Source organism: Haloarcula ordinaria (genome assembly GCF_029338275.1).
GTDB lineage: Archaea > Halobacteriota > Halobacteria > Halobacteriales > Haloarculaceae > Haloarcula > Haloarcula ordinaria.
This window is the reverse complement of sequence record NZ_CP119789.1, coordinates 517,799-544,586: the sequence shown is the minus strand read 5'-3', so window position 1 is coordinate 544,586 and position 26,788 is coordinate 517,799. Positions and strand designations below refer to the sequence as shown.

General features: G+C 67.9%; 30 protein-coding genes and 1 pseudogene. 18 read left to right on the top strand and 13 right to left on the bottom strand.

The annotated features are described in order from the left end of the window. Window positions 1–55: 55 nt before the first annotated feature. Window positions 56–1,201: a citrate synthase gene (citZ, locus tag P1L41_RS02860; RefSeq protein ID WP_276297365.1), complete on the bottom strand. Its 1,146-nt coding sequence runs from the start codon at window positions 1,199–1,201 to the stop codon at window positions 56–58. 200 nt (window positions 1,202–1,401) lie between these two features. On the opposite strand from citZ, the gene P1L41_RS02855 reads away from it, so the two are divergent. After that, complete coding sequence (locus P1L41_RS02855) at window positions 1,402–2,619, top strand: potassium channel family protein (protein WP_276297364.1); 1,218 nt, start codon at window positions 1,402–1,404, stop codon at window positions 2,617–2,619. Between the two features lie 3 nt (window positions 2,620–2,622). Here P1L41_RS02855 and P1L41_RS02850 read toward each other — a convergent pair whose 3' ends face one another. Beyond that, window positions 2,623–2,886 carry a DUF7536 family protein gene (locus tag P1L41_RS02850; protein ID WP_417375460.1) on the bottom strand — a complete coding sequence of 88 codons (264 nt, stop codon included), beginning with the start codon at window positions 2,884–2,886 and terminating at the stop codon, window positions 2,623–2,625. Window positions 2,887–2,988: 102 nt separating this feature from the next. Between P1L41_RS02850 and P1L41_RS02845 the strand changes: the two genes are divergently transcribed. Continuing rightward, complete coding sequence (locus tag P1L41_RS02845; protein ID WP_276297363.1) at window positions 2,989–3,945, top strand: succinylglutamate desuccinylase/aspartoacylase family protein; 957 nt, start codon at window positions 2,989–2,991, stop codon at window positions 3,943–3,945. Between the two features lie 93 nt (window positions 3,946–4,038). On the opposite strand, the gene P1L41_RS02840 is transcribed toward P1L41_RS02845, so the two are convergent. The 5 genes from P1L41_RS02840 to P1L41_RS02820 all read right to left on the bottom strand — a co-directional run bounded on the left by P1L41_RS02840 (window position 4,039) and on the right by P1L41_RS02820 (window position 8,050). Beyond that, a complete protein-coding gene (locus tag P1L41_RS02840; protein WP_276297362.1) occupies window positions 4,039–4,242 on the bottom strand; it encodes a hypothetical protein in 204 nt (67 codons plus the stop codon). A gap of 56 nt (window positions 4,243–4,298) precedes the next feature. After that, window positions 4,299–4,523 (bottom strand): DUF7511 domain-containing protein, encoded by a 225-nt coding sequence (locus tag P1L41_RS02835; RefSeq protein ID WP_276297361.1) that lies wholly within the window; start codon window positions 4,521–4,523, stop codon window positions 4,299–4,301. Window positions 4,524–4,709: 186 nt separating this feature from the next. Next, entirely contained in the window at window positions 4,710–5,843 is a 1,134-nt protein-coding gene (locus P1L41_RS02830) for a thiolase family protein (RefSeq protein ID WP_276297360.1), read from the bottom strand. A gap of 76 nt (window positions 5,844–5,919) precedes the next feature. Then, window positions 5,920–6,387: a pyridoxamine 5'-phosphate oxidase family protein gene (locus tag P1L41_RS02825; protein WP_276297359.1), complete on the bottom strand. Its 468-nt coding sequence runs from the start codon at window positions 6,385–6,387 to the stop codon at window positions 5,920–5,922. 55 nt (window positions 6,388–6,442) lie between these two features. Then, window positions 6,443–8,050 carry a DUF1508 domain-containing protein gene (locus tag P1L41_RS02820; RefSeq protein WP_276297358.1) on the bottom strand — a complete coding sequence of 536 codons (1,608 nt, stop codon included), beginning with the start codon at window positions 8,048–8,050 and terminating at the stop codon, window positions 6,443–6,445. Between the two features lie 123 nt (window positions 8,051–8,173). Between P1L41_RS02820 and P1L41_RS02815 the strand changes: the two genes are divergently transcribed. Further along, window positions 8,174–9,532: an ATP-binding protein gene (locus P1L41_RS02815; RefSeq protein WP_276297357.1), complete on the top strand. Its 1,359-nt coding sequence runs from the start codon at window positions 8,174–8,176 to the stop codon at window positions 9,530–9,532. Between the two features lie 19 nt (window positions 9,533–9,551). Here the strand turns inward: P1L41_RS02815 and P1L41_RS02810 are convergent, their stop codons facing one another. Continuing rightward, complete coding sequence (locus P1L41_RS02810; RefSeq protein ID WP_276297356.1) at window positions 9,552–9,995, bottom strand: universal stress protein; 444 nt, start codon at window positions 9,993–9,995, stop codon at window positions 9,552–9,554. Between the two features lie 81 nt (window positions 9,996–10,076). On the opposite strand from P1L41_RS02810, the gene P1L41_RS02805 reads away from it, so the two are divergent. From P1L41_RS02805 to P1L41_RS02795, 3 genes are read left to right on the top strand one after another with little or no spacing between them, the layout of a single operon-like run. Next, window positions 10,077–10,346 (top strand): hypothetical protein, encoded by a 270-nt coding sequence (locus P1L41_RS02805; protein WP_276297355.1) that lies wholly within the window; start codon window positions 10,077–10,079, stop codon window positions 10,344–10,346. Between the two features lie 49 nt (window positions 10,347–10,395). Further along, window positions 10,396–11,277: an MBL fold metallo-hydrolase gene (locus P1L41_RS02800; RefSeq protein WP_276297354.1), complete on the top strand. Its 882-nt coding sequence runs from the start codon at window positions 10,396–10,398 to the stop codon at window positions 11,275–11,277. Between the two features lie 55 nt (window positions 11,278–11,332). After that, the gene (locus P1L41_RS02795) at window positions 11,333–11,677 is read left to right on the top strand and encodes a hypothetical protein (protein WP_276297353.1); all 345 of its coding nucleotides are present in this window, start codon (window positions 11,333–11,335) and stop codon (window positions 11,675–11,677) included. A 2-nt stretch (window positions 11,678–11,679) separates the two neighbouring features. Here the strand turns inward: P1L41_RS02795 and P1L41_RS02790 are convergent, their stop codons facing one another. Beyond that, on the bottom strand, window positions 11,680–12,630 hold the full coding sequence (locus P1L41_RS02790) for a DUF5787 family protein (RefSeq protein WP_276297352.1): 951 nt from the start codon (window positions 12,628–12,630) through the stop codon (window positions 11,680–11,682). A gap of 132 nt (window positions 12,631–12,762) precedes the next feature. On the opposite strand from P1L41_RS02790, the pseudogene P1L41_RS02785 reads away from it, so the two are divergent. From P1L41_RS02785 to P1L41_RS02755, 7 genes and pseudogenes are all read left to right on the top strand, one after another. Next, window positions 12,763–14,157, top strand: a pseudogene (locus P1L41_RS02785) (APC family permease). A 3-nt stretch (window positions 14,158–14,160) separates the two neighbouring features. Beyond that, window positions 14,161–14,811 carry a potassium channel family protein gene (locus P1L41_RS02780; protein WP_276297351.1) on the top strand — a complete coding sequence of 217 codons (651 nt, stop codon included), beginning with the start codon at window positions 14,161–14,163 and terminating at the stop codon, window positions 14,809–14,811. 121 nt (window positions 14,812–14,932) lie between these two features. Continuing rightward, a complete protein-coding gene (locus P1L41_RS02775; protein WP_276297350.1) occupies window positions 14,933–16,165 on the top strand; it encodes a translation initiation factor IF-2 subunit gamma in 1,233 nt (410 codons plus the stop codon). Next, complete coding sequence (locus tag P1L41_RS02770) at window positions 16,162–16,536, top strand: twitching motility protein PilT (RefSeq protein ID WP_276297349.1); 375 nt, start codon at window positions 16,162–16,164, stop codon at window positions 16,534–16,536. Before P1L41_RS02775 ends, P1L41_RS02770 begins: the two co-directional genes overlap by 4 nt. Window position 16,537: 1 nt before the next feature. Continuing rightward, the gene (locus P1L41_RS02765; RefSeq protein WP_276297348.1) at window positions 16,538–17,116 is read left to right on the top strand and encodes a DNA-directed RNA polymerase; all 579 of its coding nucleotides are present in this window, start codon (window positions 16,538–16,540) and stop codon (window positions 17,114–17,116) included. Next, complete coding sequence (gene spt4 / locus P1L41_RS02760; RefSeq protein WP_276297347.1) at window positions 17,116–17,313, top strand: transcription elongation factor subunit Spt4; 198 nt, start codon at window positions 17,116–17,118, stop codon at window positions 17,311–17,313. The genes P1L41_RS02765 and spt4 overlap by 1 nt, the downstream gene beginning before the upstream one ends. 2 nt (window positions 17,314–17,315) lie before the next feature. After that, window positions 17,316–17,855, top strand: coding sequence for a GTP-dependent dephospho-CoA kinase family protein (locus tag P1L41_RS02755; protein ID WP_276297346.1), 540 nt, complete (start codon window positions 17,316–17,318; stop codon window positions 17,853–17,855). A 1-nt stretch (window position 17,856) separates the two neighbouring features. On the opposite strand, the gene P1L41_RS02750 is transcribed toward P1L41_RS02755, so the two are convergent. Both P1L41_RS02750 and P1L41_RS02745 read right to left on the bottom strand, forming a co-directional pair. Continuing rightward, entirely contained in the window at window positions 17,857–18,012 is a 156-nt protein-coding gene (locus P1L41_RS02750; RefSeq protein ID WP_276297345.1) for a rubrerythrin-like domain-containing protein, read from the bottom strand. Between the two features lie 88 nt (window positions 18,013–18,100). Further along, entirely contained in the window at window positions 18,101–19,129 is a 1,029-nt protein-coding gene (locus tag P1L41_RS02745) for a methyltransferase domain-containing protein (RefSeq protein ID WP_276298424.1), read from the bottom strand. A 160-nt stretch (window positions 19,130–19,289) separates the two neighbouring features. On the opposite strand from P1L41_RS02745, the gene P1L41_RS02740 reads away from it, so the two are divergent. The 3 genes from P1L41_RS02740 (at window position 19,290) to P1L41_RS02730 (ending at window position 21,641) form a co-directional block, all read left to right on the top strand. After that, window positions 19,290–19,850, top strand: coding sequence for a TATA-box-binding protein (locus P1L41_RS02740; protein ID WP_276297344.1), 561 nt, complete (start codon window positions 19,290–19,292; stop codon window positions 19,848–19,850). A gap of 161 nt (window positions 19,851–20,011) precedes the next feature. After that, window positions 20,012–20,401, top strand: coding sequence for a DUF7473 family protein (locus P1L41_RS02735; RefSeq protein ID WP_276297343.1), 390 nt, complete (start codon window positions 20,012–20,014; stop codon window positions 20,399–20,401). 1 nt (window position 20,402) lies between these two features. After that, window positions 20,403–21,641 (top strand): MFS transporter, encoded by a 1,239-nt coding sequence (locus P1L41_RS02730; protein WP_276297342.1) that lies wholly within the window; start codon window positions 20,403–20,405, stop codon window positions 21,639–21,641. Between the two features lie 609 nt (window positions 21,642–22,250). On the opposite strand, the gene hisG is transcribed toward P1L41_RS02730, so the two are convergent. Continuing rightward, window positions 22,251–23,099 (bottom strand): ATP phosphoribosyltransferase, encoded by an 849-nt coding sequence (gene hisG / locus P1L41_RS02725; protein WP_276297341.1) that lies wholly within the window; start codon window positions 23,097–23,099, stop codon window positions 22,251–22,253. A gap of 40 nt (window positions 23,100–23,139) precedes the next feature. After that, window positions 23,140–24,339: an MFS transporter gene (locus P1L41_RS02720; RefSeq protein ID WP_276297340.1), complete on the bottom strand. Its 1,200-nt coding sequence runs from the start codon at window positions 24,337–24,339 to the stop codon at window positions 23,140–23,142. A gap of 96 nt (window positions 24,340–24,435) precedes the next feature. Between P1L41_RS02720 and P1L41_RS02715 the strand changes: the two genes are divergently transcribed. Together P1L41_RS02715 and P1L41_RS02710 are read left to right on the top strand one after the other, a co-directional pair. Beyond that, window positions 24,436–25,737: an amidohydrolase gene (locus P1L41_RS02715; protein ID WP_276297339.1), complete on the top strand. Its 1,302-nt coding sequence runs from the start codon at window positions 24,436–24,438 to the stop codon at window positions 25,735–25,737. 129 nt (window positions 25,738–25,866) lie between these two features. Continuing rightward, the gene (locus P1L41_RS02710) at window positions 25,867–26,778 is read left to right on the top strand and encodes a hypothetical protein (RefSeq protein WP_276297338.1); all 912 of its coding nucleotides are present in this window, start codon (window positions 25,867–25,869) and stop codon (window positions 26,776–26,778) included. The last annotated feature ends 10 nt before the right edge of the window (window positions 26,779–26,788 follow it).

Genomic DNA, 26,788 nt, shown 5'->3' with positions numbered 1-26,788 from the left:
GGCCGTCGCGACGCTCGGGCCGACGAACGCACGAAAAAACCGTCCGGGACGTAGTCTACCGTTCGCCGATCTCGACGAACTCCGTCTCGTCCGTGTCGGGGCCGGTGTAGCGGGCCCGCGGGCGGATGAGGCGGTTGTCCTCGATGTACTCGAGCACGTGCGCGACCCAGCCGCCGACGCGGGACATCGCGAAGATGGGGGTGTAGATGTCGATGGGAATGCCCATCTGGTAGTACGTCGAGGCGGAGTAGAAGTCGACGTTAGGGGCCAGTCCCTTCTCCTCCATGAGGTAGTCCTCGATGGTGGTGGACATCTCGTACCACTTCAGCGAGCCGGCGGCCTCGCCCAGTTCCTTCGAGCGCTCGCCGAGAATCTTCGCTCGCGGGTCCTTGACGTTGTAGACGCGGTGGCCGAAGCCGGAGACGCGCCGCCCCTCGTCCAGTGCGGTCCGGACCCACTCCAGGGGGTCCATCTCGGCGTCGTCGACCTCCTTGAGCATCTCCATGACGTCCTGGTTCGCGCCGCCGTGGAGCGGCCCCTTCAGCGTCCCGATGGCGGCGGTGACGGAGCTGTGGACGTCCGACAGCGTCGAGGCCGTGACCATCGCCGAGAACGTCGACGCGTTGATACCGTGGTCGGCGTGGAGGACGAGCGCCTGGTCGAAGACGTCGGCCAGCACGTCGTCGGGCTCCTCGCCGTTGAGCATGTACAGGAAGTTCGCGGCGTGGCCCAGGTCCGTCCGGGGGTCGACCGGTTCCGCACCGTTCCTGATGCGGGAGAACGCCGCCAGGATGGTCGGAATCTTGGCGGTGATGCGCCGCCCTTTCGCGAGGTTGACCGTCTCGTCTGTCGGCTCGGCGTCCGCCGGTGCGGGGTCGTACGCCGAAAGCATCGAGACGGCGGTCCGGAGCGCGGCCATCGGCTCCTCGCCGGCCTCTGCGAGCTCGCGGACCGTCTCCAGCAGCCCGTCGTCGATGGTGCGCTCGTCCACCATCGCCGCTTCGAAGTCGGCCAGCTCGTCCTCGTCGGGGAGGTGCCCGTGCCAAAGCAGATACAGCACCTCTTCGTAGCTGGCGCCGTTCGCGAGGTCTTCGATGGTGTACCCCCGGTAGACGAGCTTGCCTACGTCGCCGTCGATCATGCTCAGACCGGATTCGGCGACAAGAACGCCTTCGAGGCCCTTTTTTAGGTCGTCGGACATACCCGGACGCTACCGTACCGGCCGGGAAAAACATTTTCTTTCATCGCGACTGTCTCACATACCTCACGGAGGGCTCCCGGGTCCGCTGTTACATTGGCCACTACTCGGCGACGACGGCAGGCGAACGTCCAGGCCCCGCGGAGCGGTCGCCGACCCACACGTGAGGAACGTTTTTCCTCGATGCCGTCGAATCTCGGGTCATGGACCCGACGGTATCCGTCGAGTACGAACCGGTCAGCGTCAAGACGGTGCTGGCCGAGATGAAAGACACCGCGGAGCTGCTCATCGACCTCTCGTACTCGGCGGTGCTGCTCGGGAGCGACGACGTGGCCGCCGAGGTGCTGGAACTGGAGTCGAAGATGGACGTCCTCCAGATGCGGGCCCGGATGAGCCTGCTGATGGCGTGTCGCTCGACCGACGACGCGGAGGCGCTGGCCCCGGTGCTGGGGATGGTCGGCGCGGCGGAGAAGATCAGCGACGCCGCCGGCGACATCGCGAAGGTGGTGTTAGAGGACATCGGCCTGCCCGAGTCGATGCGCGCCGCGCTACCGGAGGCCGTCGAGACGCTGGTCCGGGCCACCCTCGCGGCCGACTCGCCGCTGGCCGGCCAGACGCTGGGGGCGCTGAACCTCGAGACGGACACGGGCGTCCGGTCTATCGCCATCCGGCGACAGGGGACCTGGCTGCTCAGCCCGGACCGCGAGACGACCCTCGAGGCCGACGACGTCGTGCTCTTCCGGGGCCCCGAGGCGGCCGTCGCCGACGTCTACCGCGACGCGACCGGTGCGGCCTACGAACCGCCGGCACCGCCGACGGGTAGCCTTCGGGACCTCGAACGCGCCGTCGACTCCATCGTCGTGATGAAGGACATGGGCGAGCTCGCCGTCGACCTGGCCTACGGCGCGGTGCTGTTCGACAGCCAGGAGGTCGCAGCGGAGGTCATGGAACTGGAGGCCGAGGTCGACGCCCTGCAGTCCCGCTTCGAGGTGTGGGTGCTCCGGGCCGCCGCCGACATCGAGGACCCGGTCTCACTGCGGGGACTGGTCCATCTGGCCCGGTCGACGGAGGTCATCTCCGACGCCGCCCAGGAGATCAGCGAGGGCGTCATGCGTGGTCTCTCGACGCACCCCGTCGTCGCCGAGGCCGTCCAGGAATCCGACGAGATAATCGTCCGGACGACGGTCACGGCCGACAGCGACCTCGCGGGGACCACCATCGGCGACGCCGCCGTGAACACGGCGACCGGGATGCGCATCATCGCCATCCGACGGGCCGGCGAGAGCGCGCGGACCGGTCGCGAGGACGCCGACTGGGTCGTCTCGCCGGGCCCGGAGACGTCGCTGCGGGCGGGGGACGTCCTCATCGCGAAGGGGACTCGGTCGGGCTCCGAGCGCCTCACCGATCTGGCCGGCCAGTGACCCTCACTCCGGCGTGTCGGCCCGGGCGAGTCTGACCGCCGAGACGACGGTCAACAGCGCCGTCAGCAGCCCGCCCAGCGAGACCGTGAGGACGAACGCCAGTGCGAGATAGAGGTACATCGGTCGCTGGGTCCCCGGCAGGACGAACAGCGCGAACACCGCGGCGGTCACCGCCAGCGCCCCCGCGAAGCCGACCGTCGCGTTCCGGGGGACGTGCAGCGCTTCGACCATCGCGGCTTTCCCACTCTGTCGGTCGGAATCGGACACGCGCGAGGGTACGCGAGCCAGTCAAATGACGCCGTCGGTCTGTCTCGCCCGCGGTGAGTGAAATCCGAACCAGTAAAAACGCGCATCCCGAAGGTGGCCCCAATGGTAACTTTCGGCACGGCAAGTGCTGCGCCCGGCGAGGTGGACACGGGGCGCCTGGCGGTCGGCGAGACCCGCGACGGGAGTCCGTTCGGTCTTCCGGTCGCCGTGGTCAACGGCGCCGCCGACGGGAAGACGCTCTACATGCAGGCCGCGAGCGACGGCGACGAGCTGAACGGCGTCGGCGTCATCAGGCGGGTGATGCCACAGCTCGACCCCGCCGACGTCTCGGGGACGATTCTCGTCTGTGGCATCGTCAACTACCACGCGTTCCAGGTCGCACAGCACCGCAACCCCATCGACGACACGAAGATGAACCGGGCGTATCCCGGCGACGAGAACGGGACGTCCAGCGAGCGCATCGCCGCGGCCACCTACGAGGCGGCCGTCGGTGCCGACCTGGTCGTGGACCTCCACCAGGGCTCGACCTCCCGGATGATCGACGAGTGTCGCGTCCGCTGTGGGTCGCGCCACCACCTACACGAGGAGTGCCTCGAACTCGCGCGGGTGTTCGGCTGTGGCTACATCTTGGACCAGAAGGGCCCCGACGGCCAGCTCGCCCGCACCGCGCCCGACGACGGTGTCCCCACCATCGACCCGGAGCTGGGCGGCGCCGTCGGGTTCGACGAGACCTCTGTCCAGGCGGGCACCGAGGGCGTGTTCAACGTCCTGAACTACTACGGGTTCCTCGACGGGCAGTGTCGCCCACGGCCACAGACCCGCGCCAGCGGCTTCGAGCAGTACGGGTCGCCCGTCGGCGGCCTCGTCGACTTCCACGTCGACCTTGCCGACCGCGTCTCCCGCGGCCAGACCCTCTTCGAGGTCACCGACGTCTTCGGCGGGACGAAAGCCGAGGTTACTGCCGACTCCGCCGGTATCTTCTGGCGGTCGCGACGGCTCCCACAGGTCGCGACCGGCGAGTACGTCTGTTCGGTCGGGACGGATATCGATACGTACTGAGACTGACTGCAGGCGGTCGCTCTCGCCTCGACCACACGACGTCGTCCGGTCGAGCGGACAGGCCGTTCCGACGAGTACCGACGCGGACTCGCCTCAGCGCCAGTCGAGCAACGACACGGCCGACTCGACGTTGACCGAGAGCCACGCCGTGTCGGCGGCCGCCGCGGTCCCGGCGTCGTCGTAACAGATGAACCGGTCGGTCCCGTCGGACCGCGTCCGAATCACGGCCGGGAGGACGCCTTCGGACGGGTCGTCCGTCGGTTCGCCGTCACCCGTCTGCCAGTGAGTCGTTCCCATGCACGATACCATCGCGAACGGGCGGTATTGTTACCACGCCGTTACCCGCCTCTGCCTCACCGTGCGTCGTCGAGGTCGACGAGCGCGGTCACCCCGACTGCCAGCCACTGGTCGGCGACACGATGGGCCGGCGCGTCGTTCGGGTAGACGAGTGCCCGACGCGGTCCGTTGGCCGTCGGTTCCACCTCTGCGACGAGGACCTCGTCGGCGAAGTCATCCTGGGGGAGCGGGTCTCTGGCGGCGGCCTCGTCCCCGACCGGTGAGTGCCAGTTGGTGCTCATTACTTCCCGATAGACGCCCCGTAGTGATTGTTATGTGTAGTGTAATCGACGCTCGACGCCGCTACCCGCCGAGTCGCCGTCGAGGGTGGCCCAGACCCTGGACCGGCGCAGTCCGTCGCGGTCGCTCGGCGGCTACCACGTCGGGTAAGGCCCGCGAACTACCGGGAAAGCCGCGGCAACCGGCCGTCAGGGTGCGTGGAACTCGATAGCCGCGCCCTGGCCGAAGCCGACACATTCCGTCGCAAGTCCCAGGTTGGCGTCCCGTCGGTTCATCTCGTGGACGAGCGTCACCGGGAGCCGCGCCCCGGAGGCTCCGAGCGGGTGGCCGATGGCGATGGCGCCGCCGTTGACGTTGAAGATGTCGTCGTCGAAGCCCAGCTCGTCCTTGCAGTAGAGACACTGGGAGGCGAACGCCTCGTTCAGTTCGACGAGGTCGTACTCGTCTGGGTCCCGTCCAGTGCGCTCGCTCAGCTGACGGACCGCGGGGACGGGACCGATGCCCATCACGGTGGGGTCGACGCCGGCCACCTCGTGAGCGCCGACTTCGGCGAGCACGTCGAGGTCGCGCTCTTCGGCGAACGCACGGGAGGTGACCATGAGGCCGGCCGCGCCGTCGGAGACCTGCGAGGCGTTACCGGGGGTGACCGTCCCGTCGGACTTGAACACGGTCGGGAGCGAGGCGAGTTTCTCCAGCGTCGTGTCCCGGCGGATGCCCTCGTCCTCGCTGACTTCGCCGGCCTCGGTCTCGATGGGGACGACCTCCTCGGCGAAGCGGCCCGAGTCCGTCGCGTCGGCGGCCCGTTCGTGACTGCGCAGGGCGTACTCGTCCTGTCGCTGTCTGTCGACGTCCATCTGGTCGGCGACCTTCTCGGCGGTCATCCCCATGCTGAGCTCGCCGATGTTGTAGTGTTCGGCGATACGCGGGTGGACGTTGTGGGTGTTCTCGCCCATCTTCACCCGGGACATCGACTCGACGCCGCCGGCGACGAGCACCTCTCGCTGACCGGCCGCGATGGCGTCGGCCGCCCGCATCAGCGCCTCCGCTGAGGAGGCACACCAGCGGTTGACGGTCGACCCGGGGACGTCCTCGCCCAGTTCGGAAAGTAGGGCGACGACCCGGGCCAGGTTGTTGCCCTGCTCGCCGCGCTGCTGGGCACACCCCCACAGCAGGTCGTCTACGTCGCTCGGTTCGACGCCCGTGCGGGCCAGCAACTCGTCGACGAGGGGTATCGAGAGGTCCTCGCTGCGGACGTCCGCGAACGCGCCGTCCTCTTTGCCCTGTGGCGTCCGAACTGCACCGACGATGACCGGTGTTGGCATGGGTGGTGCAAGGGCACCGGTCCTGTTAAACCCTCACAAACTCCCGACCGCGGGCGACGCGTTGTCCCGCTCCTGCTTACAGGTTCCGGAACCCCTCGGGGAGTCCGGTGTGTCTGATGCCGTTGCGCTCCTCGACGTCGAACCGGAAGATGACGATGTCCTCTGATTCGAGCGCGTCCTCGAACACCTCCGGTCGCCAGACGCCCCCGAGGACGTCGGCCAGTTCGTCCCACTCCGATTCGGGGACCCGCTCGGGCGTCCCCGTCAGGACGACGCTCTCCCAGTTGAACATCGAACTGACGTCCGTGACGAGGAACGTGGCCGTGTCGGACGCCCGGATCAGCGTCCGTTTCTGACTCTCCGGGCCGCCGATGAACGTGAAGTACAGCGCGTCCCCGTCGTAGCCAAAGGAGATCGGCACCAGATAGGGTGCGCCGTCGGCCGGCAGGCCGAGGATGCCGAAGCGCTGACTGCGCAGGAAATCCTCGATGGCGGCGTCGTCCATCTGTGCAAGGCCGGCCGTCTCGAGATCCTCAACTGTCATATGGGTGTAACTTCGTCACTCTGAAACATAAGCGTTCGCCGAACGGGGGACCGGTCTACGCTTCCTGCTGGTCTGCGCCCGGCGCGTGGCGCTTGACCCGTTCGATGGCCGCGACTGCCCCGCTTCGCTTGGGGTAGCCTTCACCGCTGTCGGCGATGATCTCGCCGTTGCGGTGACGGAGGCGCCAGCGCCACTCTTCGGCGCGGTCCTCGTATATCTCGAAGGCCGCGCTCCCGATCGTCAGTAGGTCGGCGTCGGCCGCGTACGATTGGACGCGTTCGACCGCGCGGACCGCCTTGTTGCGTTCGGTGTAGCCCTCGCCACTGTCGGCGATGATGTCCTCGCCGTCGAACAGGCGCCAGCGGAACTCGCCGGCGTTGTCCTCGTACACCTCGAACGCCTCGCCCACCTCGCCGCTGGCTGCGACGGACTGGACCTGTTCGGCCGCTTTCCGGGCCTTCGCCCGGGTCGAGTAGCCCTCGCCACTGTCCCCCAGAATCTCGCCGTTCCTGTGGAGAAGTCGCCAGCGGTACTGTCCGGCCCTGTCGGCGTACACCTCGAAGGCGACGGGGTCGACCTTGAGGTAGGCCGCACCGGGAACGTGCGCTCGGACGCTCTTGAGTGCCCGACGGACGTTGGACTTCGAGACGTACCCCTCTCCACCGTCGGCCATGATGTTCCCGTTGTCGTGACGGAGGCGCCAGCGGAACTCGCCGGCGTTGTCCTCGAACAGTTCGAACGTCCCCTGACTCTCGGGGGCCGGGACCTCGGGGACGTCCTCGACCGTGTCGTCCTCGGTGGCCGACTCCAGGAACACCACAGCGCCGCCAGCGGCGTTCGTCTGGACGCTTCGGAGCCCCTGCATCGCTTTCTGTCGGGAGGCGTACCCTTGCGCGCTGTCGGCGATGACGTTGCCGTTGCGGTGGCGGAGCCGCCAGCGATACTTGCCGCCCTTGTCGGCGTACAGCTCGAAGGTCCCCTTGCTGTCCATCGCCGCGGCGATGGTCGCCTGCGCGACACTCAGCTCGGCCTCGGTGGCCTCGAGCGCTGTCGAGAGGTCTTCGCGGGCGGACTCGCTTGCCACCAGTTCGTCGGCCAGCGAGTCGCGCTCGGCGGCCGTCCGTTCGGCCGTCTCGGTCGCCCGCTGGGCCGTCTCGTTCGCCCGTTCTGCCGTCTCGCTCGATCGTTCGGCCGCTTCGGTAGCGGCCGCGGCCTCCTCGTGGACCCGATCGTACTCTTCCTGTCGCCCGGTCAACAGCGGTGCGAGCACCGCGCCGATGGCCGCCAGCGCGAGGCCGACGACGTACAGCGTGACCGCCGGGTTGCCCTCCGGTCCGTTCCACGCCGACGGGTAGATGGTCGTGAACCATATTGTCGCGACTAAGCAGACGAGCGCGCCGGCGTACGAGACGAACAGCGCGCGTCGTGAGAGCGGGAGCCGGAGCGTCGGGCCGACGAACAGCGACGCGAACCCGAGCGCCCCGAGGACGTAGCCGACTTCACGAAGCCCAGAGCGCGGGGCTGCGGCGTAGAACAGCGCGAGTCCGAGCGTCCCGAGAACCAATCCGACCACGAACAGCCAGTAACCGTACACTTCGTCGTCTGTCGTCGGCGTACCGATATGATCTCGATACCACCGTGTAAACACACCATCCATTGCCATAGGCGCTTATACACATATCCATCATATATACCTTCAGACTGCCGCGGGTAGCCGTACCACGACCGCTCCACTGCCACGGCGCTTCGAGTCACTTATTGCCCTCGCGTTGCAACTACGGTGGGAATGAGCAACCCGGAACTGGACGTCGTCGAGTTCTTGCTGACGACGACACTCTACAGCGAGCGACGGTCGCTCGACCCCGACGACCTGCCCGCGGCCTACCGGACTGTGTTCTGGAGCGACGGGACCATCGAACGACCGCTCTCGGCGACCACCACGACCGCGAGCGAAGCCACCGGCGTCGAGCGGCCCTGGGAGGCCGTCTCGGGGCTGATGTTCACCGACCGCGACGACTTCTCGGGGAGCATCTCCTTTACCGACCGTGACATGGCCGAACAGTGGTTCCTCGACCGGGTCGACGCCGACCACCTCATGCGGAACCCGGTGCTGGCCTCGGTCTACGAGGACGAGGTCGACGGCGTCGACTACGAGACCGCTCGCGCCCACAACCGTCCGTCCCGGGCCGACCGCGCGTTCATCGACGCGATGCTCGAGGAGGCGTTCGACACCGACGACGAGGACGACGAGTCGATGCTCGACCTCGTCGACGTGCGCGCTCCCGAGGAGGTCGAGATGACGCTGAACGACCTGGTGCTCACGGCCGACCAGGAGGGCGAGATACAGAAGATCGTCAAAGCCATCGAACACCGCGACTACCTCGCACGCATCGGTCTGCGCGAGATCGGGAAACTCCTGTTCGTCGGCCCGCCGGGCACCGGCAAGACGAGCGTCGCCCGCGCGTTGGCCCACGACCTGGACCTCCCGTTCGTCGAGGTCAAGCTCTCGATGATAACCAGCCAGTACCTCGGCGAGACGGCCAAGAACGTCGAGAAGGTCTTCGAGGTGGCCAAACGGCTCTCCCCGTGTATCCTCTTCATGGACGAGTTCGACTTCGTCGCGAAGACCCGCTCCTCGGACGAGCACGCCGCCATCAAGCGTGCGGTCAACACCCTGCTGAAGAGCATCGACGAGATATCGCTCATCCAGGACGAGGTGCTGCTCATCGGCGCGACCAACCACCCCGACCAGCTCGACGCCGCCGCCTGGCGGCGCTTCGACGAGATTGTCAACTTCCCCAAGCCCGACCGCGGGATGCGCTCGGACATCCTTCGCATCGTCACCCGCGAGATGGATATCCTCGATTTCGACCCCGACACTCTCGCGGAGATGACCGAGGGGCTCACGGGGAGCGACCTCCGCCTGGTTCTGCGCGAGGCCGTCCTCGAGGCGCTGACCGAGGAGCGGACGACGCTCACCCAGCAGGACCTGGAGGACGCCATCGTGGACTTCGAGGAGCGTGACAACCTCAAGAACATGGACATGATCGACGGCGACCACGACGCCCTCGTTGCAGGCGGCGACTTCTCCGGCGAGGCCGACGCGGCCTCCGACGGCGGGCACAGTCACGACCACGACCACTGACGGGGGTCGCTCGCGAGGACTACGCCGACCGCTGTTGCCTGACGATGACAACGTCGTACGACTGGTCGGTACTGATTCGGTCGCCGACGCTGCTGAGACTGGTCGTCAGTCGGCCGGTGTTGTTCGAGCCGATGAACACCATCGACGCACCGTTGTCTCTGGCGAACCGTCGAATCGGCTTCGCGATGCTGTTGCCCGAGACATCCCTCGATGACTCGAGGTGCTCGAACGTGGCGTCGGGCGCCGCCGCCATCACCTGGTCGGTCAGTCGTGCGACGATTGCCTCGCTGTCGAACGATTCGGCGGCGTCGAGCCACCCCTTCGACCGGGCGTAGTCGGTGTTGCCGGTCGGGACGACCGTCACCGCGACGACTGTCTCACCCATCGCCTCGCCAATCTCGCAGGCACGGACCAACGCGGCTTCGCTGCCAGTCGACCCGTCGAACGGAACGACGAACGTCATGTCTGGTGGATATCCGCGTCCGATAATAAATCGACCCCACGAGAGGCGAGCGCTTATCTCGGGGCACGACTTCACCTGCGTATGGACGAAGACGTGTTCACAACTCCGGACGACACGGCCGACGAGTGGGTCGACGTCCGCATGACCGACCCCGACGCCGGCGAGTGGGATATCGATCTGGTCGTCGCCGACGGCACGGTCGAGTTCGTCGACCTGCGCATCAAACCCTCGCTCCTCGCTGGCTTCATCGACTGTCTCGTCGACGACGTCGCCGACGAGCGCGCTCGGGCGATTCTCGCCAAGGCCGCCCGCATGCAGGGGCTCGACCTCTCTGACCTCTCCGAGGAGTGACCGGGCGAAAGCGCGGGACTTACCCACGTGCCGCTCGGAGGCGACGGCAATGGAGGTCACGCTACTGGGGACGGGCGACACGACGGGGACGCCGACGGTCTGCTGTGACTGTGACACCTGCGAGCGGGCGCGCGACCCCGACGCCGACCTGCGCGAACGGGTCCGCCAGCGGGGTATCGACCCCGACGGCATCGAGCGCTCCCGGTTCTCCGTCTACGTCGAGAACGAGACGACCGGCGAGTCGCTGCTGGTCGACGTCAGCCCCGACTTCCGTCAGCAGTTCCTCCGCGAGGGCGTCCCCCTCCCCGACGCGGCCATCGTCACGCACGTCCACTTCGACCACCTGGACGGCCTCGGCAACGCCTACCGCCTGTTCGACGACCTCCCGGTGTACGCCGCCGACGAGACCGACCCCGTCACCGGCGAGAGCGTCGCCGAGGGCGTCCGCAACCGGTACGACTATCTGGACAAGATCTCGGTCTACCCGCAGCCGCCGCACGAGCCGTTCACCGCCGCCGGGTTCGAGGTGACGCTCGTCCCCGTCGAGCACCCGCCGCTGCTGTGTTACGGCCTCCGAATCGAGGAGCCGGAGACCGGGGCGGTCCTCGCCATCTCCGGTGACACCTGCTACGAGATTCCCGACCGCTCTCGTGAGGCGCTGACCGGTGCGGACCTCGCGCTCGTCGAGGGCCTGGTCCACCCCGAAGCCTGCGAGAAGCACCCACTCGGTGGCGCGCACCACGACGACGAGGGCGTCCCGCGGACCTTCGGGACGAAACACATGACGCTGCGGGGGTCGCGGGACTTCGTCGCGGCCATCGAACCAGACGACTACCGCATCGTCCACACCGCACACTACGTCCCCGCCGACCGGGCGTTCGCCGACGACATCGCGCTCGACGGCGAGCGCTTCTCGCTGGGCGTCGAGTAGGAATTCCCCCCTCACCGACCGCGACTTTTTGTACGATGGGGGGATGACTGCTGACATGGACCCCCGCGGCATCGCAGAGACGGTCGGAGCAGGGCTGGTCAGCAGCGCGCTCGCCGCCGTCGGCCTGTGGCTGTTCGCGGGTCGAATCAGCTGGGCGCTCGTCGTCGGTATCGGCGTTGTCGTCGCCGTCGCCTCGGCGGTGTCCTACCGGACCCGGCCCACCCACGCGGACCTGGTGGACGAGCCGTCCGCGGAGCACGCAGGCGAGCGCGCGACCGGGACCGACGCCGAGGCACGAACAGCTGTCCGCGGGCGACCACGAGACGAGGGGGCGCACACGAGCGGCCGCGCCCCCGCCGGTGACGACACACCGGCCTCGCCGTCCGACAGCGACCGCTGAACTCAGCCGAAGCGGTCTAGACCGCTCTGGCGGCGCGAGCGCCCTGCTGGGTCTGGCTCCCAGGGCGTCCGGTCGGCGCGACGCGCGTCGCCGTCGAACGTCGGGGCCTCGGTGTGGTCGTAGCCGCCGCAGTCGGGGCCACACTCCTCGCTCGCTCGCACCGGCCGCCCCTTCCACGCACAGTGCGGCAGTCCGTCGTCGTCGACGTTGCACTGCGCACAATCGGGGTAGTCGAAACTCCGCCACCCCTTCGCGTAGGCTCGTTCGGCCAGCCGTCGGCGTGACCGGGCCTTCTCGGCGGCCGAGACGACCCGGACGTCGGTCCGGAGCGGCGCTTCCTCGATGAGCTCGACGCCGCCCTCCCCCGTCGACAGCGCCGCCGCCTCGCGGACGACCTCGCGCTCGCCGCTGTCGGGGTCGAACCGCCAGACACCGACCGCCTCGGGGATGCGGTTGAGGTGCGCACCGGTGACGTAATCCGCCGTCGCCAACACGACCCTGTCCACGAGGCCCAGCGAGACGTCGGTCCGCAACTGGGCTTCGAGGTCGCCCGGCCGGTCGAGGTCGGGCTTGTTCTCGATGGCAGTGATGGACCCGACCCAGTCGGGATAGCGCGCGGTCTGACGGACGTAGGTCCGGCCGCCGCGGCGCTCGCGCTCGAAGAAGCCCCGTTCGACCGCGAGTTCGACGGCGCGCTCGGCCCGGTCCGGGTGGCAGTCGAAGGCGTCTTTCCAGTAGCGGGCGCGCCCCGGACCGACGTCGCTCTCGATGGCCGCCGCCGGGATGCGCTCGGGCGTGATGGCCGCCCGTTCGGCGAACTCGGGACCGGGCTCGACGACGACGGTGTCGAGCACGCGCCGGCCGTGGACGTGACCGCCGAGCTGGCGGCTCACGAGGTGGCCCTCGCGCTCTAAGTAGGCACATAACGCCAGTTCGAACCCGAATTCTCGCACGGAGAGTGCCAGGGGCGGCAGCGACAAAAGCGGCGCGCCCGCGGGGGGATTTATGTCGGTGGTCCGAAAAGACTCTGGTAGGTGTGCACACGTGACAGGTAGTGCCCGCCGTCGGGGACGGGAGGCCGACTCGTGAGTCACGCTGGCGACCGCTCCCCCGCTGCGACCCTGGCCCTGCTGGACGCGACGATGGTCGGCATCGGCGCGATGATCGGCGCGGGTATCTTCGTGCTGACGGGGCTGGCCGTCGAGACGGCCGGGCCGGCCGCCATCTTGGTGTTCGCGCTCAACGGCGGCGTCACGACGTTCACGGCGCTGTCGTACGCCGAACTGGCGTCGTCGATTCCACGCAACGGCGGCGGCTACGCCTACGTCCGGGAGGTCTTTTCGGCGCCCGTCGCTTTCGTCATGGGCTGGACCCGCTGGTTCACGTACATGATTGCGGGGGCGCTGTACGCGCTTGGCTTCTCGTCGAACTTCATCGAGTTCGGCCACATCTTCGGCGTGGACCTGCCCGGCGGCGTCCTGTTCTGGGCGGCGACGGTGGTCGTCGTCTTCGTGACGCTGAACGCCGTCTCGACGGCCGTCAGCGGAAGCGCAGAGACGCTCATCACGCTGGTGAAGATCCTCATCCTCGTCGTGTTCGTCGCCTTCGGCCTGCAGTTCGTCGACCTGGGCGAGTTCCAGCCCTTCTTCCGCCGGGGCGACCCGCTTACCATCCTGCCGGCGATGGGCCTGACGTTCATCGCCTTCCAGGGGTAAGACCTCATCGCGACGGTCACCGAGGAGGTCGAGAACCCCGAGCGCAACATCCCACGGGCCATCATCCTCTCGGTCGTGACGACCGTCGTCGTCTACCTACTGGTCGTCTTCGTCGCGCTGGGGACCCTGGGGGCCGACGGGCTCTCGGGGGCCGGCGAGACGGCCATCGCCCAGGCTGCCGAGGGGTTCATGCCCGTCTTCCCGGTCATCGGGACGGGGGCGGCGCTCATCGCCTTCGGTGCGGTGTTCTCGACGATCAGCGCGCTCAACGCCGTCGTCATCGGCTCCAGTCGGGTGGCGTTCGCGATGGGGCGGGAGGCAGAGCTCCCCCGGCGGCTCGGCCGGCTGCACCACCGCTTCGGGACGCCGTTCGTCGCCATCGTCGCCTCGGCCGTGGTGATGCTCATCGCCGTCGCCGTCGTCCCCATCCGCGTCGTCGGCAACCTCGCCAGCCTCTTCTCGCTGCTTGGCTTCACCATCGTGAACCTCAGCGTCATCCGCCTGCGCCGCCAGCAACCCGACCTCCGGCGGCCCTTCGAGGTCCCCTTCTACCCCGCGACGCCGATACTCGGCATCGTTCTGAACCTCCTCTTGGCGGCCTTTATCGACCTGACGACGTGGCTGCTGGCGATGGGGTGGCTCGTCGTCGGCGCGGCCATCTACCTCGCGCTCGCCCGGCGGAAGGCCGGCGAGATGCCGGGGCCACCCGAGACGGGCGACGCGGAGATCAGCGAACCAGAGGTCACCATCTCCACGGAGGACTAACCCATGAAAGAGACACTACGCGTCATCGTCGCCGGCGGCGGCGACGTCGGACTACGGACGGCGGAACTGCTAGACGACCGGGGCCACGACGTGGTCCTCATCGAGCGCGACCCCGACCAGAGCGAACGGGTCGCCGCCGAGTACGTCGCGAGCATCATCGAGGGCGACGCGGCCCGGCCGGCCGTGTTGCGCCAGGCCCAGCCCGACAAGTGCGACGCTATCGCGGCGCTGACCGACGCCGAGCCGACGAACTTCGCCATCTGCATGGCCGCCCAGCGCATGGCCGACCTCCACACGGTGATGCGCATCGACGGCGACCCCGACGAACTCTACTCGCAGTACGTCGACGGTATCGTCTCGACGGCGAGTCTCACCGCTCGCGTCGCCGTCAACGAGGTGGTCGGCGGTGGCGTCCGGAGCATCGAGGAGGTCGGCGGCAAGGTCGAGATTCTGGAGGTGGAAATCGCCGAGGACGCCCCCGCCGCGGGCAAGACGCTCGCCGAGGTCCGCCTCCCGCGGGGATCACTCATCATCGTCGACGCCGCCGGCGAGCGCATCGGCGGCCCCGAGACCGAGCTGACGCCCGGCGAGCGCTTCCTCGTCGCCGTCGAAGGGACGGTCACCGACGAGGTGATGAACCTCCTGCGGGGCTGACGCTGCCGGTTCACCGTGTGAACCAGAGACACGAAGACGGCGGCCAGAGGCCCCCGCTCCGGGCGCAAACAGTAGGTTTATCAGGCGCACGTGGCGAAACTGAACCAAGATTACTCCCGAAATGACATCGAACAAACAACCGGAGGTGAACATCGGACTCGTCGGCCACGTCGACCACGGCAAGACGACGCTCGTCCAGGCCCTGTCCGGCGAGTGGACCGACCAGCACTCCGAGGAGATGAAGCGCGGGATCTCTATTCGGCTCGGTTACGCCGACGCCACGTTCCGTCGCTGTCCCGAGGCCGAGGAGCCCGAGGCGTTCACCGTCGAGGAGCACTGCGAGGAGCACGACGTGGACACCGAGCACCTCCGGACGGTGTCGTTCGTCGACGCCCCAGGCCACGAGACGCTGATGGCGACGATGCTCTCCGGGGCGGCCATCATGGACGGCGCGGTCCTGGTCATCTCGGCCACGGAGCCCGTCCCGCAGGCCCAGACCGAGGAGCACCTCAGCGCGCTCGACATCATCGGCATCGACAACATCGTCATCGCCCAGAACAAGGTCGACCTCGTCGACAACGAACGGGCGCGACAGAACTACGAGCAGATCCAGGAGTTCGTCGAGGGCACCGTCGCGGAGGACGCCCCCGTCGTCCCCATCAGCGCGGGTCAGGAGGCGAACATCGACCTGCTCATCGACGCCATCGAGCGCGAGATTCCCACGCCCGAGCGGGACCCGGACGCCGACGCCCGCATGATGGTCGCCCGGTCGTTCGACATCAACCGACCCGGCACGACGTGGGACGACCTGCTCGGCGGCGTCCTCGGCGGCTCGCTCGTCCGCGGGCAACTGGAGGCCGACGACGACATCGAACTCCGTCCCGGCCGGGAGGTCGAAGAGGGCGGCCAGACCGAGTGGCGGCCCGTCACCACGACGGTCCGGTCGCTCCAGTCGGGCGGCGAGTTCGTCGATAGGGTCACGCCCGGTGGGTTGCTGGGCGTCGGGACCGGACTCGACCCCTCTATCACGAAGGGCGACGCGCTGGCCGGCCAGGTCGCCGGCCCGCCCGGTAGCCTGCCGCCGACCCACGAGCAGTTCACGATGGACGTCGACCTGCTCGAGCGCATCGTCGGCGACGACGGCGGCGAGGTCGAGGAGATCTCGACCGGCGAGCCGCTGATGCTCACCATCGGCACCGCGACAACGGTCGGCGCGGTCACCAGCGCCCGTGACGGGGAGTGTGAACTCTCGCTGAAACGCCCGGTCTGTGCGGAGGCCGGCGCGAAAATCGCCATCAACCGTCGCGTCGGCGCGCGCTGGCGGCTCATCGGCGTCGGCACACTGCGTGAATGATCGTGTTGGACACGAACGCCCTGATGATGCCGGTCGAATGCGACGTCCGACTGTTCGATGAACTCGACCGACTGCTGCCGGACGCAGACTGTGTCGCCCCCGAGGCGGTCCGCGAGGAACTGGCGAAACTGGCCGACGGCGCGGGTGCCGAGGCCACCGCCGCGGCGGTCGGCCAGGACCTGCTCGACCGGGTGTCGGTTCACGATACCGACGCCGACTACGCGGACGACGCGGTGCTGGAACTCGCGACGCGAGACGAGGCGACACACGCGGTGACGAACGACAAGCCCCTCAAACGGCGCCTGCTCGACGCGGGCGTTCCAGTAATTAGTTTAAGGGGTCGGAACAAACTGGGTATCACTCAACCATAACATGTACAAACGGGTACGCTTACGCGACACGGTGGAAGTCCCGCCACGACACCTGGCGGACGTCGGCCCGGAGCTGGTCAAACGGCTCCTGCAGGACAAACTAGAGGGACGGATGGACGAGGACGTCGGCAGCGTCGTCACCGTCATCGACGTCAAAGACATCGGTGACGGCGCGGTGCTGCCGAACAAGCCCGGCGTCTACTACGAGGCCGAGTTCGACGCGCTGACCTTCGACCCACAGATGCAGGAAGTGGTCGACGGGGAGGTCGTCGAGGTCGTCAACTTCGGGGCGTTCGTCGGTATCGGGCCGGTCGACGGCCTGCTGCACGTCTCGCAGATCTCCGACGAGTATCTGGCCTACGACGAGGAGAACCAGCAACTCGCCTCCCGGGAGTCCAACCGGACGCTCGGCGTCGGCGACGCGGTCCGCGCACGCATCGTCACCAAGAGCATCGACGAGCGCAACCCGCGGGACTCCAAGATCGGCCTGACGGCGAAACAGGTCGGCCTGGGCAAGCACGGCTGGCTCCAGGAGGACCGCGAGAAACGCGAGAGTCCGGCCGAAGCCGGTGATTCCTGATGGCTGACCGACTTGTCTGTCGCGACTGCCACCGCGTGCAGGGCGCCGAGATCGAGAGTCAGTGCGAGGCCTGTGGCGGCACCTCGCTGACCGAAGACTGGGCGGGCTACGTCGTCATCGCTCACCCCGAGGAGTCCGAGATCGCCCGCGAGATGGAGGTCACGGAACCCGGGCAGTACGCGCTGAAGGTCCGGTAAGCGTGGCCGACGTCGTCCTCGAACTTCCGGACGACCTGCGAGGCGAACTCAAAGAGCCCTTCGGCTCGCTATACACCGACGCAGAGACACTTCTGGCCGATGCGGGCGACCCGCTCGTGGCCGTCGGCGACATCGTCACGTACCACCTCCTGGAGGCCGGGCGCGTCCCCGACGTCGCGCTCGTCGACGAGCGCACTAAACGCACCGCGGTGGACGAGGAAGTGCGAGCCGCCGTCCGTGGGTTCGACCGCCGCATCGAGGTCGAGAACCCGCCCGCGACGGTCACAGCGGAGCTGTTGACGGCGCTGGTCACCGCGCTCGAATCCGCGGGGACGACGCTCATCGACGTCGACGGCGAGGAGGACCTGGCGGCGCTCCCGGCGATTCTCGCCCTTCCGGAGGGCGGCTGCGTGGTCTACGGCCAACCCGACGAGGGGATGGTGTTGGTCGACGGCGACGCCGCGACCCGGAACAGAGTGCGGTCGCTCGTCGAACGGATGGACGGGACGCCGGAACGGGCGCTCGCCGTCCTCTCTGACTGACCTATTCGGGTCGCGGGACGCTCAGGTTCTGCATCTCGGCGCCACACTTCTCACAGGTCACCGCAGAGAGCTCGCTACAGAGTCGCGTTCCACAGCCCGGACACTCGAAGAGTCGCTCGCCGTCGTCGCACGGTGCTGGGTCTGACCAGGTAGGCATCGTTGTGTGTATTCGTTTTCGGGTCTGCTTAAATCTTGGCACGCTCACACATATCATGGACGTTCGTCCAGTAAAACTGGACGGACGGTCACTCCAGCAGGTGGACGTGACGGACCAGCGACCGGTGGACGCGCCGCTCGAACCGGTCGGTGAGTGTCCAGCCCGCGGCGGCCGCCGCCGCAGTCCACTCGCGGTCCGCGACCAGGACACAGCGGTCGGCGACCCGGGCGGCCTCGCTGAGCGCACCGGAAACCAGGGGGTCGAGGTCGCCCTCGATGCGGGACTGTCGACCGTAGGGCGCGTCGAACACGACGGCGTCGACGGCGTCGTCCGCGAGGGGCAGTCTGGCGGCGTCGGCCCGGACGAGGTCCCAGCGGCCGGGTCGCGGGCCCGCGTCAGGTTCCTGCTCGGCGTCGTCGAGCCCGTCGCGGAGGTTCTCGCGCGTCCCGCGAACCATCTTCTCCTGTGCGTCGCTCCCGACGAGCCGGGCACCGACGAGGCCGGCCTCCAGGAGGATGCCGCCGGTGCCACACATCGGGTCCAGCACCGTCGCGCCGGGGCGGGCGCCGGCGAGGTTGACCAGCGCGCGCGCCTCCAGCGGGTCCATGCTTCCGGGCTGGAAGAACGGCCGGTCGGTCGGCTGGCGATCGCCGAAGTCCCGCCGGCTCTCGACGGCGAGCCAGCCGAGCGCACAGCAGGCCTCGCCAGCGCTCGACTCCTCGTCGCCCGCGGGGTCCGAGAAGTAGGCGCACAGTGTGTGGTCTGGGGTCTCCAGGTCGACGGCGAACCCGCGGTCGGTGAGGACGCCCCCAAGCGCCCGTTCGGCCGCCTGCGTGTCGACGTCGGTGCTCCCCCTGACGTCGACGGCCCGAACCGCGACGGTTCCCGAGCGCTCGACGCTCGCGGCCGCTAGCACCGCCTGCGCGCTGTCGATGTCGGGGTCGCCGGTGCCGACGAGCTCGCAAGCCCGGTGCGTGTAGGCGAGCGTCCGCACGCGGTCTGTCACGCCGCGGGCGGTCGCCAGGCCGGGCGCGAGCGGCGAGACGGCGCTGGCCGCACTCGCGGCCTCCCGGGCCGCGAAGGCGTCGTCCTGCCCGCCGAGTTCGAGCACGTACACGCCACTACCGTCCGTCCCGACGGCCATCAGCGTGCCGGTCCACGCCGTCCAGGCGCAAATATAAACCGTTCTTCTCAGCGACTTGACTGGTGTAGCAGTCGACGTGTCAGCCGACGCCATGAACCTTTATAAGCCTTAAATACATGATTTAAATTGAGACATGGTTGACCCCAAGGAGACCATCAACATCGAAAACGTCGTCGCCTCGACTGGAATCGGGCAGGAACTCGACCTTCAGAGCGTGGCGATGGACCTCGAGGGTGCCGACTACGACCCCGAGCAGTTCCCCGGCCTCGTCTATCGAACCCAGGACCCGAAATCTGCGGCGCTGATCTTCCGGTCCGGCAAGATCGTCTGCACCGGCGCGAAGTCCACCGACGACGTCCACCAGAGTCTGCGCATCGTCTTCGACAAGCTCCGCGACCTCAACATCGAGGTCGACGACGACCCCGAGATCGTCGTCCAGAACATCGTAACCTCTGCGGACCTCGGTCGAAACCTCAACCTGAACGCCATCGCCATCGGCCTGGGACTCGAGAACATCGAGTACGAGCCCGAGCAGTTCCCCGGCCTGGTCTACCGCCTCGACGAACCCGACGTCGTCGCGCTCCTGTTCGGGTCGGGCAAACTCGTCATCACCGGCGGGAAGAAACCTGACGACGCCAAGGAGGCCGTCGACAAGATCGTCTCCCGACTCGAGGAGCTGGGCCTGCTCGAGTAGGGGTCACCGCCGCGCGGCGTTCGTCGCGTGACAGCCACTGCTCCGTAACTGGTGTCGCCGTCCTGCTCGATATTCGCCGCGTGACAGCGACCGTGCCGTGACCTGTGTTGGTCACTGCCGCAGAACAAAACGCACAAACGACCCCCCGTCGAACCACGGGTATGCTCCAGGGCGCGACGCCGAGTCTGACCGGTGGCGGGATTCTGGCCGTCGTCGTGACGCTGCTCGTCACCTGGCTGTTCTACGCGGTGACGCTGCACCTGGCGGCGACGTTCTTCATCGGGGAGGTGCCGAGCCAGCTGGCCGCCAAGGCGGCCCTGCTGCCGGCGGTGGTCTCCCTGCTGCTACAGCGCTTCGGCGTCGAAGCCGGCGTCGTCTCGCCGAGCCTCGGCGTCCTGGTGGTCGTCGTCCTCACGGTCATCGCCGACGGCATCGCCGTCAGCGCCGTCTATCGGCTCTCGACACGGTCGACGGCCCCGCTCGTTGCCCTCCACCTCGCGTTCGCGGCGGTCCTGGGCGTCGCGTTCGTCAACATATTCGGATTGATTTGAAATGAATGGCAACGACCGCGCTATCGTCACGTTCACCGGCATCGCCCACGCGCTCGTCCACACCTACGAGCTCTCGATCCCCATCTTCGTCGTCGTCTGGCTCACCGAGTTCCCGGTGACGACCGCGCTCCTGGGGACGGTGGTCGCCGTCGGCTACGCCCTCTTCGGGCTGGGGGCGCTCCCCGGCGGCGTCCTCGTCGACCGCTTCGGGTCGAATCGCCTCGTCACGCTCTGTCTGGCCGGGATGGGCGGCTCTTTCCTCCTGTTGAGCGTCGCACCGGGCATCCCGACCATCGCGCTCGCGCTCGGCCTGTGGGGCGTCGCCGCAAGCACCTACCACCCCGCGGGACTCGCGCTCATCTCGACTGGCGTCGAGGACCGCGGCGCGGGGTTCGCCTACCACGGGATGGCCGGCAACACCGGCATCGCGCTCGGCCCCCTCCTCACCGCCCTCCTCTTGCTGGCGTTCGACTGGCGGCTCGTCGCGGCCATGCTCGTCGTGCCTGCATTCCTCGCCGTCGCGTACGCGGTGACCGCCGAGTTCGACGCGACGGCGGCCGTCAGCACCGACGGCGGCGATTCGAGCGAGCCGCCGGCGTCCCTGGGCCAGTTCTTCACGGACTCCCGAGCGCTGTTCACTGCGGGCTTCACCGTCGCTATCCTCGTCGTCATGATGAACGGGCTGTTCTACCGCGGGTTCCTCACCTTCCTCCCGGACGTCCTCGGCGGCTTCCTCCCGCCGGTCACAGACTACGTCCGGCTGTTCGAGCCCGGGAGCCCGCTGGCCGAGGAGTTCGACCTCGCGTCGTACCTCTACGCTGGCCTGCTAACCGTCGGTATCGGCGGTCAGTACGTCGGCGGCAAGCTCACCGACCGGATTCCGGTCGAGCTGGGACTGCTCGCGATGTTCGCCGGTCTCGCGGTCGTCTCGGTCTTGTTCATCCCCGCCGCCGGAGCCGGCCTCGGCCCGCTGCTCGCGGTCAGCGTCGCGCTTGGCTTCCTCCTCTTTGCCATCCAGCCGCTCTACCAGGCGACCATCGCCGAGTACAGCCCGCCCGGGGACCGCGGGCTCTCCTATGGCTACACCTACCTGGCGAACTTCGGCGTCGGCGCCGCGGGTGCTGCCCTGGCTGGCTACCTCCTGACCGTCGTCGACGTCCAGGGGACCTTCCTCGCGCTCGCCGTGCTTCCGGCCGTCGGTATCGGATTCGCGGCGCTGCTGTGGCGGCTCAAGGAGTGAACATCGGCGCTGCTGGGAACTTAGTCAGTGGGAGGTTCCGGCGTCTGTGCTGGATAGAGGGCGCATATCTTACAACCGCAATATAATTTTAAAGTTCAGACTGAGCATAGGTATCTCTGTTATCGATTAATTTTCTTGTCTCACCTCAGCTTGCGCTCCTTGGTTCGTTGTGAAATTGAGATCTCTGTCGAGCAGAGTGTCACAGAGGTGTCCTTCAATCTCGTGTTCAGAAATATCTGATTGAGCCTCATCGTATGCTAATTCAATTAATTTCGCTATGAGGTGAGTAGGCACTATACAATCAAATAAACTGACGGAACAACTCAATAGAGGTGGTTGACATATATCGACTCGTAAATTGCCTTGGTGAACTAACCCTCTGTCTCTCGCAAGAGGGGCTTGTCAGTGGGCGATGGTTTCAACCGAGTGTAAGCGTCCCGGCCCTCGGACTATAGTGTACTGCGCCGAGTGGCGCGAGGCGCAGTCTCACGGCACGTGACCGAGCGTAGCGAGGGATCGTGCCGCATTTTTTAGCGTAGATTTTTACGAGCCCTCTCGCCGCAGCGCGCTCGCAGAGCGCGCGAGGAGATGGGGTGAAGTAAAACGGTACTATTCCACCAACCGCTCGATTTCGGTCACCAGGACGTCGCTGGCGCCGACCCCCTTGAGGTCGTTGATGGTCTCGAAGACGTCGCTGTCGTCGACCACGGCGTGGACGGCCACGTCGTCCTTGCCGGCGATATCCATCACCGTCGGGCCGCCCATCCCCGGCAACACGTCTTTCACGTCGTCGAGTGCGTCCTCGGGGACGTTCATCATCAGGTAGCGCTTGCCTTCGGCCGACAGCACTGAGTGCAGTGCCGTCCGGACCTGCTTTACCTTCTCGTCGTTGGCGACGTCCTCGCGGGCGAACAGGCGGACCGAGGAGTCGAGCACCTCGTCGATTATCTCGAGGCGGTTCATCCTGAGCGTGGTTCCTGTCGACGTGATGTCGATGATGCCGTCGGCGATGTCGACGTGGGGGGTCAGTTCCGTCGCGCCCGAGACCTCGGCGATGTCGACCTCGACGTCGAGGTCGGCGAAGTAGTTCCGGGCGATATTCGGGAACTCCGTGGCGACGGTGCCACCGTCCAGGTCGGAGACGGTCTCGATGTCGCCGTCTTCCGGGACAGCGAGCACCAGCCGGCAGCCGCCGAACTCGAGGTCGAGCAGTTCTTCGAGATTCCCTGTCTCGGCCTCCGTCACCTGGTCGAGGCCGGTGATACCCACGTCGGCAGCCCCGTCGGAGACGTACTCGGGGATGTCGGCGGCGCGGGCGTACAGTACCGTCACGTCCGGGTCGACGGTGTCGGCGTACAGCTGTCGGTCGGCCCCGTCGACGATGTGGAGGCCGGCCCGTTCGAGCAGGCTCTCGGCGGGGTCGTGCAAGCGGCCCTTGTTGGGGACGGCGATGCGCATACGCCGACTGAGGACGCGGGGGACAATTGGTGTTCCGGACTCAGGCGCGTTCGGGGAGCCGGGTGTAGACGAGCCCGGCGACGACGGTCAGCGCCGCCATCGCGTAGAACGCGGTCTCGAACAGCCCGTAGTCGGCGAGGACGCCGACCGCCGTCGACCCCAGCGACCCCATGCCGAAGAAGCACGTCCGCAGGAGGCCCCAGCCGGTCCCCTCGACGGCGTCGGGGAGCACGTCGACGATGTAGGCGTTCGAGAGCGGTCCGGCGCTCATCCGCAGCCCGATGGCGCCCGAACCGACGGCGAGCGCGACGGTTCCAGAGAGCTGTGGCACCAGCGCCAGCGGGACGGCGCTCAGGAGGGCGACGCCGACGAGGACGCGCGGCGACCCGTAGCGGTCGGCGAGGCGGCCGGTGACGGGCTGCGCGAGTGCGCCGACGACGAACAGCCCTGCCAGCATAGCGCCGGCGGTCCCCTGCGAGCGTTCCGCGACGGTCACCAGATACGTCGTCAGGAAGGCGGTCACGCCCTGGAAGACGAACAGCATGAGCGTCGCGCCGGTGACTGCCAGCAGGAGGCGGCGGCTCCGGAACCCCGAGAGCGCGGCCCGGAGGTCTGCCCGAAGTCTCCGGTCGGTCGGGGTAGTAGCGCGGTCGGAGACGGTCAACCAGAGGAGCACCGCGACGAAGACGAACAGCGGGGCGGCGCTCGCCAGCGCGAGTCGCCAGCCGAAGCGGGCGGTCACGAGCGTCGCGACGAACGGGAGCGCCGCGGCTCCGAGCGACCCGGCGGCCATGACGGCGCCGAACGCGACCCCCTCGCTGGCGTCGAACGTCCGGGAGAGGAGGGTCCCTCGAGCGGGACCGTAGAGCCCGGTTCCGAGGCCGAACCCGGCGGTCGCCAGCACGAACAGCGAAAAGATCGGCGCGACGACGTACCCCAGCAGTGCGACACCCGAGAGCAGTGCGGCCCCACAGAGGAGGACGCGCTCGCCGACGCGGTCGACGAGCGCCCCAGCCGGGAACTGCATCGCGGCGTAGGTCATCCACAGCACCGTCACGGCGAGCCCGGCGTCCGCGTTCGAGATGCCGAACTCCGCGCGGATCGTCGGTAGGACGGCGGGGACGACGAAACGCATCCCGAGGACGAGGAACCAGCCACTCGCCACCGCGACGAGTAGCCCCCTCGGAGAGTCGCGGCGGTAGGCCTCGACGGCGCGACGGATTCGGCGAACGGTCGCCATCTACTACCCGCTCGATGCGCTTCGAAAAGAGACTGACGAACCCGTTCCCCAGCGCGACCCGGCCGAACTAAGAGCGGGGCCCGCTAACCCGAGCACATGACAGACCTCCTCGTCAGCGGCGGACAGGTGCTCCGACCGGACATGTCCATCGAACGCGCGGACGTGCTGGTCGACCAGGACAGCGGCGACATCACCGCCATCGAGGCCCCCGGCGAACTCGCGGGCGACGACGAACTCGACGCCAGCGGCGGCCTGGCGGTGCCGGGGTTGGTCAACGCCCACACGCACGTCGCGATGACGCTCCTGCGTGGCTACGCCGACGACAAGCCCCTCGACGCCTGGTTACAGGAGGACATCTGGCCGGTCGAGGCCGAACTGACCCCGGAGGACGTCCGCGTGGGCGCGGAACTCGGCCTGGTCGAGATGATTCGCTCGGGGACGACGGCGCTCTCGGACATGTACTTCCACGTCGACGAGATCGCCGACGCGGTCGAACAGGCCGGGATGCGGGCCGTCCTCGGCTTCACCGCCGTCACGGTCGCCAAGGACGAGGAGGGGGCCCACGCGGACATGCAGGAGAGCCTGGACACCGCCCGGCGACTCGACGGCGCGGCCGACGGACGCATCACGACGACGTTCCAGCCCCACAGCCTGACGACCGTCGGCGAGGACTACCTCCGCGAGTACGTCCCCGAGGCCGTCGAGGCGGGCCTGGGCATCCACCTGCACGCCAACGAGACGACCGACGAGGTCGACCCCATCGTCGACGAACAGGGCGTTCGACCGCTCGAGTACGCCGACGACGTGGGCCTGCTCGGGCCCGACACCTTCCTCGCCCACTGCGTCCACGTCGACCAGGCCGAGATCGACCTGCTGGCCGAGACCGAGACAGGCGTCGTGCACTGCCCGGCATCAAACATGAAGCTGGCGAGCGGGATGGCACCGGTCCAGGACCTGCTCGATGCGGGCGTCACCGTGGGCATCGGCACCGACGGCCCGGCGTCGAACAACGACCTCGACATGTTCGACGAGATGCGCGACGCCGCGATGGTCGGCAAGCTCGCCACCGACGACGCGAGCGCCGTCGACGCCGCGACGGTGGTCCAGATGGCGACGGCTAACGGGGCCGACGCGCTGGGATTCGACAGCGGTCGACTCGAGGTCGGCCGGAACGCCGACCTCGCTGTCCTCGACCTCGAAGCACCGCATCTCACCCCTGCCCACGACCTCGTCTCGCACCTCGCGTACGCCGCCCGCGGCAGCGACGTGCGCCACACGGTGTGCGACGGCGCAGTTCTCATGCGTGATAGCGAGGTTCAAGTGTTCGACGAAGCGGCCGTTCGAACCCGGGCCAGCGAGCACGCGACGGCGCTCGTCGAGCGTGCCACCGAGCGATAGTTAAACACTCAGAACCGTCTTTGAACGCTTTCGACGCTTCTGAGAGATTAATATGCTCGGTGGACCGTCGTTGAACGGCGTGAACGAGAGGGGGGGTTTAACCCCAATCCTGACTCAGATACTGGCGAGATGAATACCAGACTGTTCGCACTGATGGCGACCGTCGGGCTGCTGCTGTTCGCGCTCGGTCCGGGCGCGGCCACCGCGGTCGCCGAGACAGGCAACGAGGCAGGCAACGACGGCACGACCGTCGGCAACGACGCTCTCGCCGTCTCCGTCGCGCAAGCGGGGAACGACGGCGCGACGGTGACCGTCACTCACGACGGTGACCCCGTTGAGGGCGCCGACGTGTCCGTCGACGGGGCCGAAGACGCCGCCTACGTCGGTGAGGGCGACTACACGACCACCGCCGACGGGACGGTCGCCATTCCCGAACCCTACTACGACGTCGCCGTCGACGTGACCGCGACGTACGACGGCGAGACGGCGACCACGACGACGACGCTGACGACCGAGGAAGCGGAGTCCTTCGGCATGAGCGTCATGGGCTTCGTCCAGGACATGCTCGACCGGTCGACCATGGAGAGTGGTATCGGCTTCCAGGTCGCGAGCTTTGTCACGCAGAACAACCCCGGGAACGCTCCCGCCCACGCTGGTCCGCCCGCGGACACTGACGCCCAGGACGACGAGCCCGGCCCGCCCGAGGACCGCGGCAACGACGAGGCACAGGCCCAGGGGCCGCCCGACGACGACCGTCGCGGCCCGCCGGAAGACAGAGGGCCGAACGGGGACGAAGACACTGAGGACGCGGACGACGTCGAGTCCGAGGAGACCGACGACGGAGACGACGAGGGAGACGCGGACGAGGAAGCCGATGATGGCGATGACGAGGCAGACGCAGAAGAGGAAGCCGACGAGGAAGACGATGACGCAGACGACGACGGGGCTGATGCAGATGAAGACGACGAGGAAGACGACGAGGAAGACGATGAGGAAGACGGCGACAGGGGCCCGCCGGACCACGCGAACAACGACCGCTAAGCGCTATCGG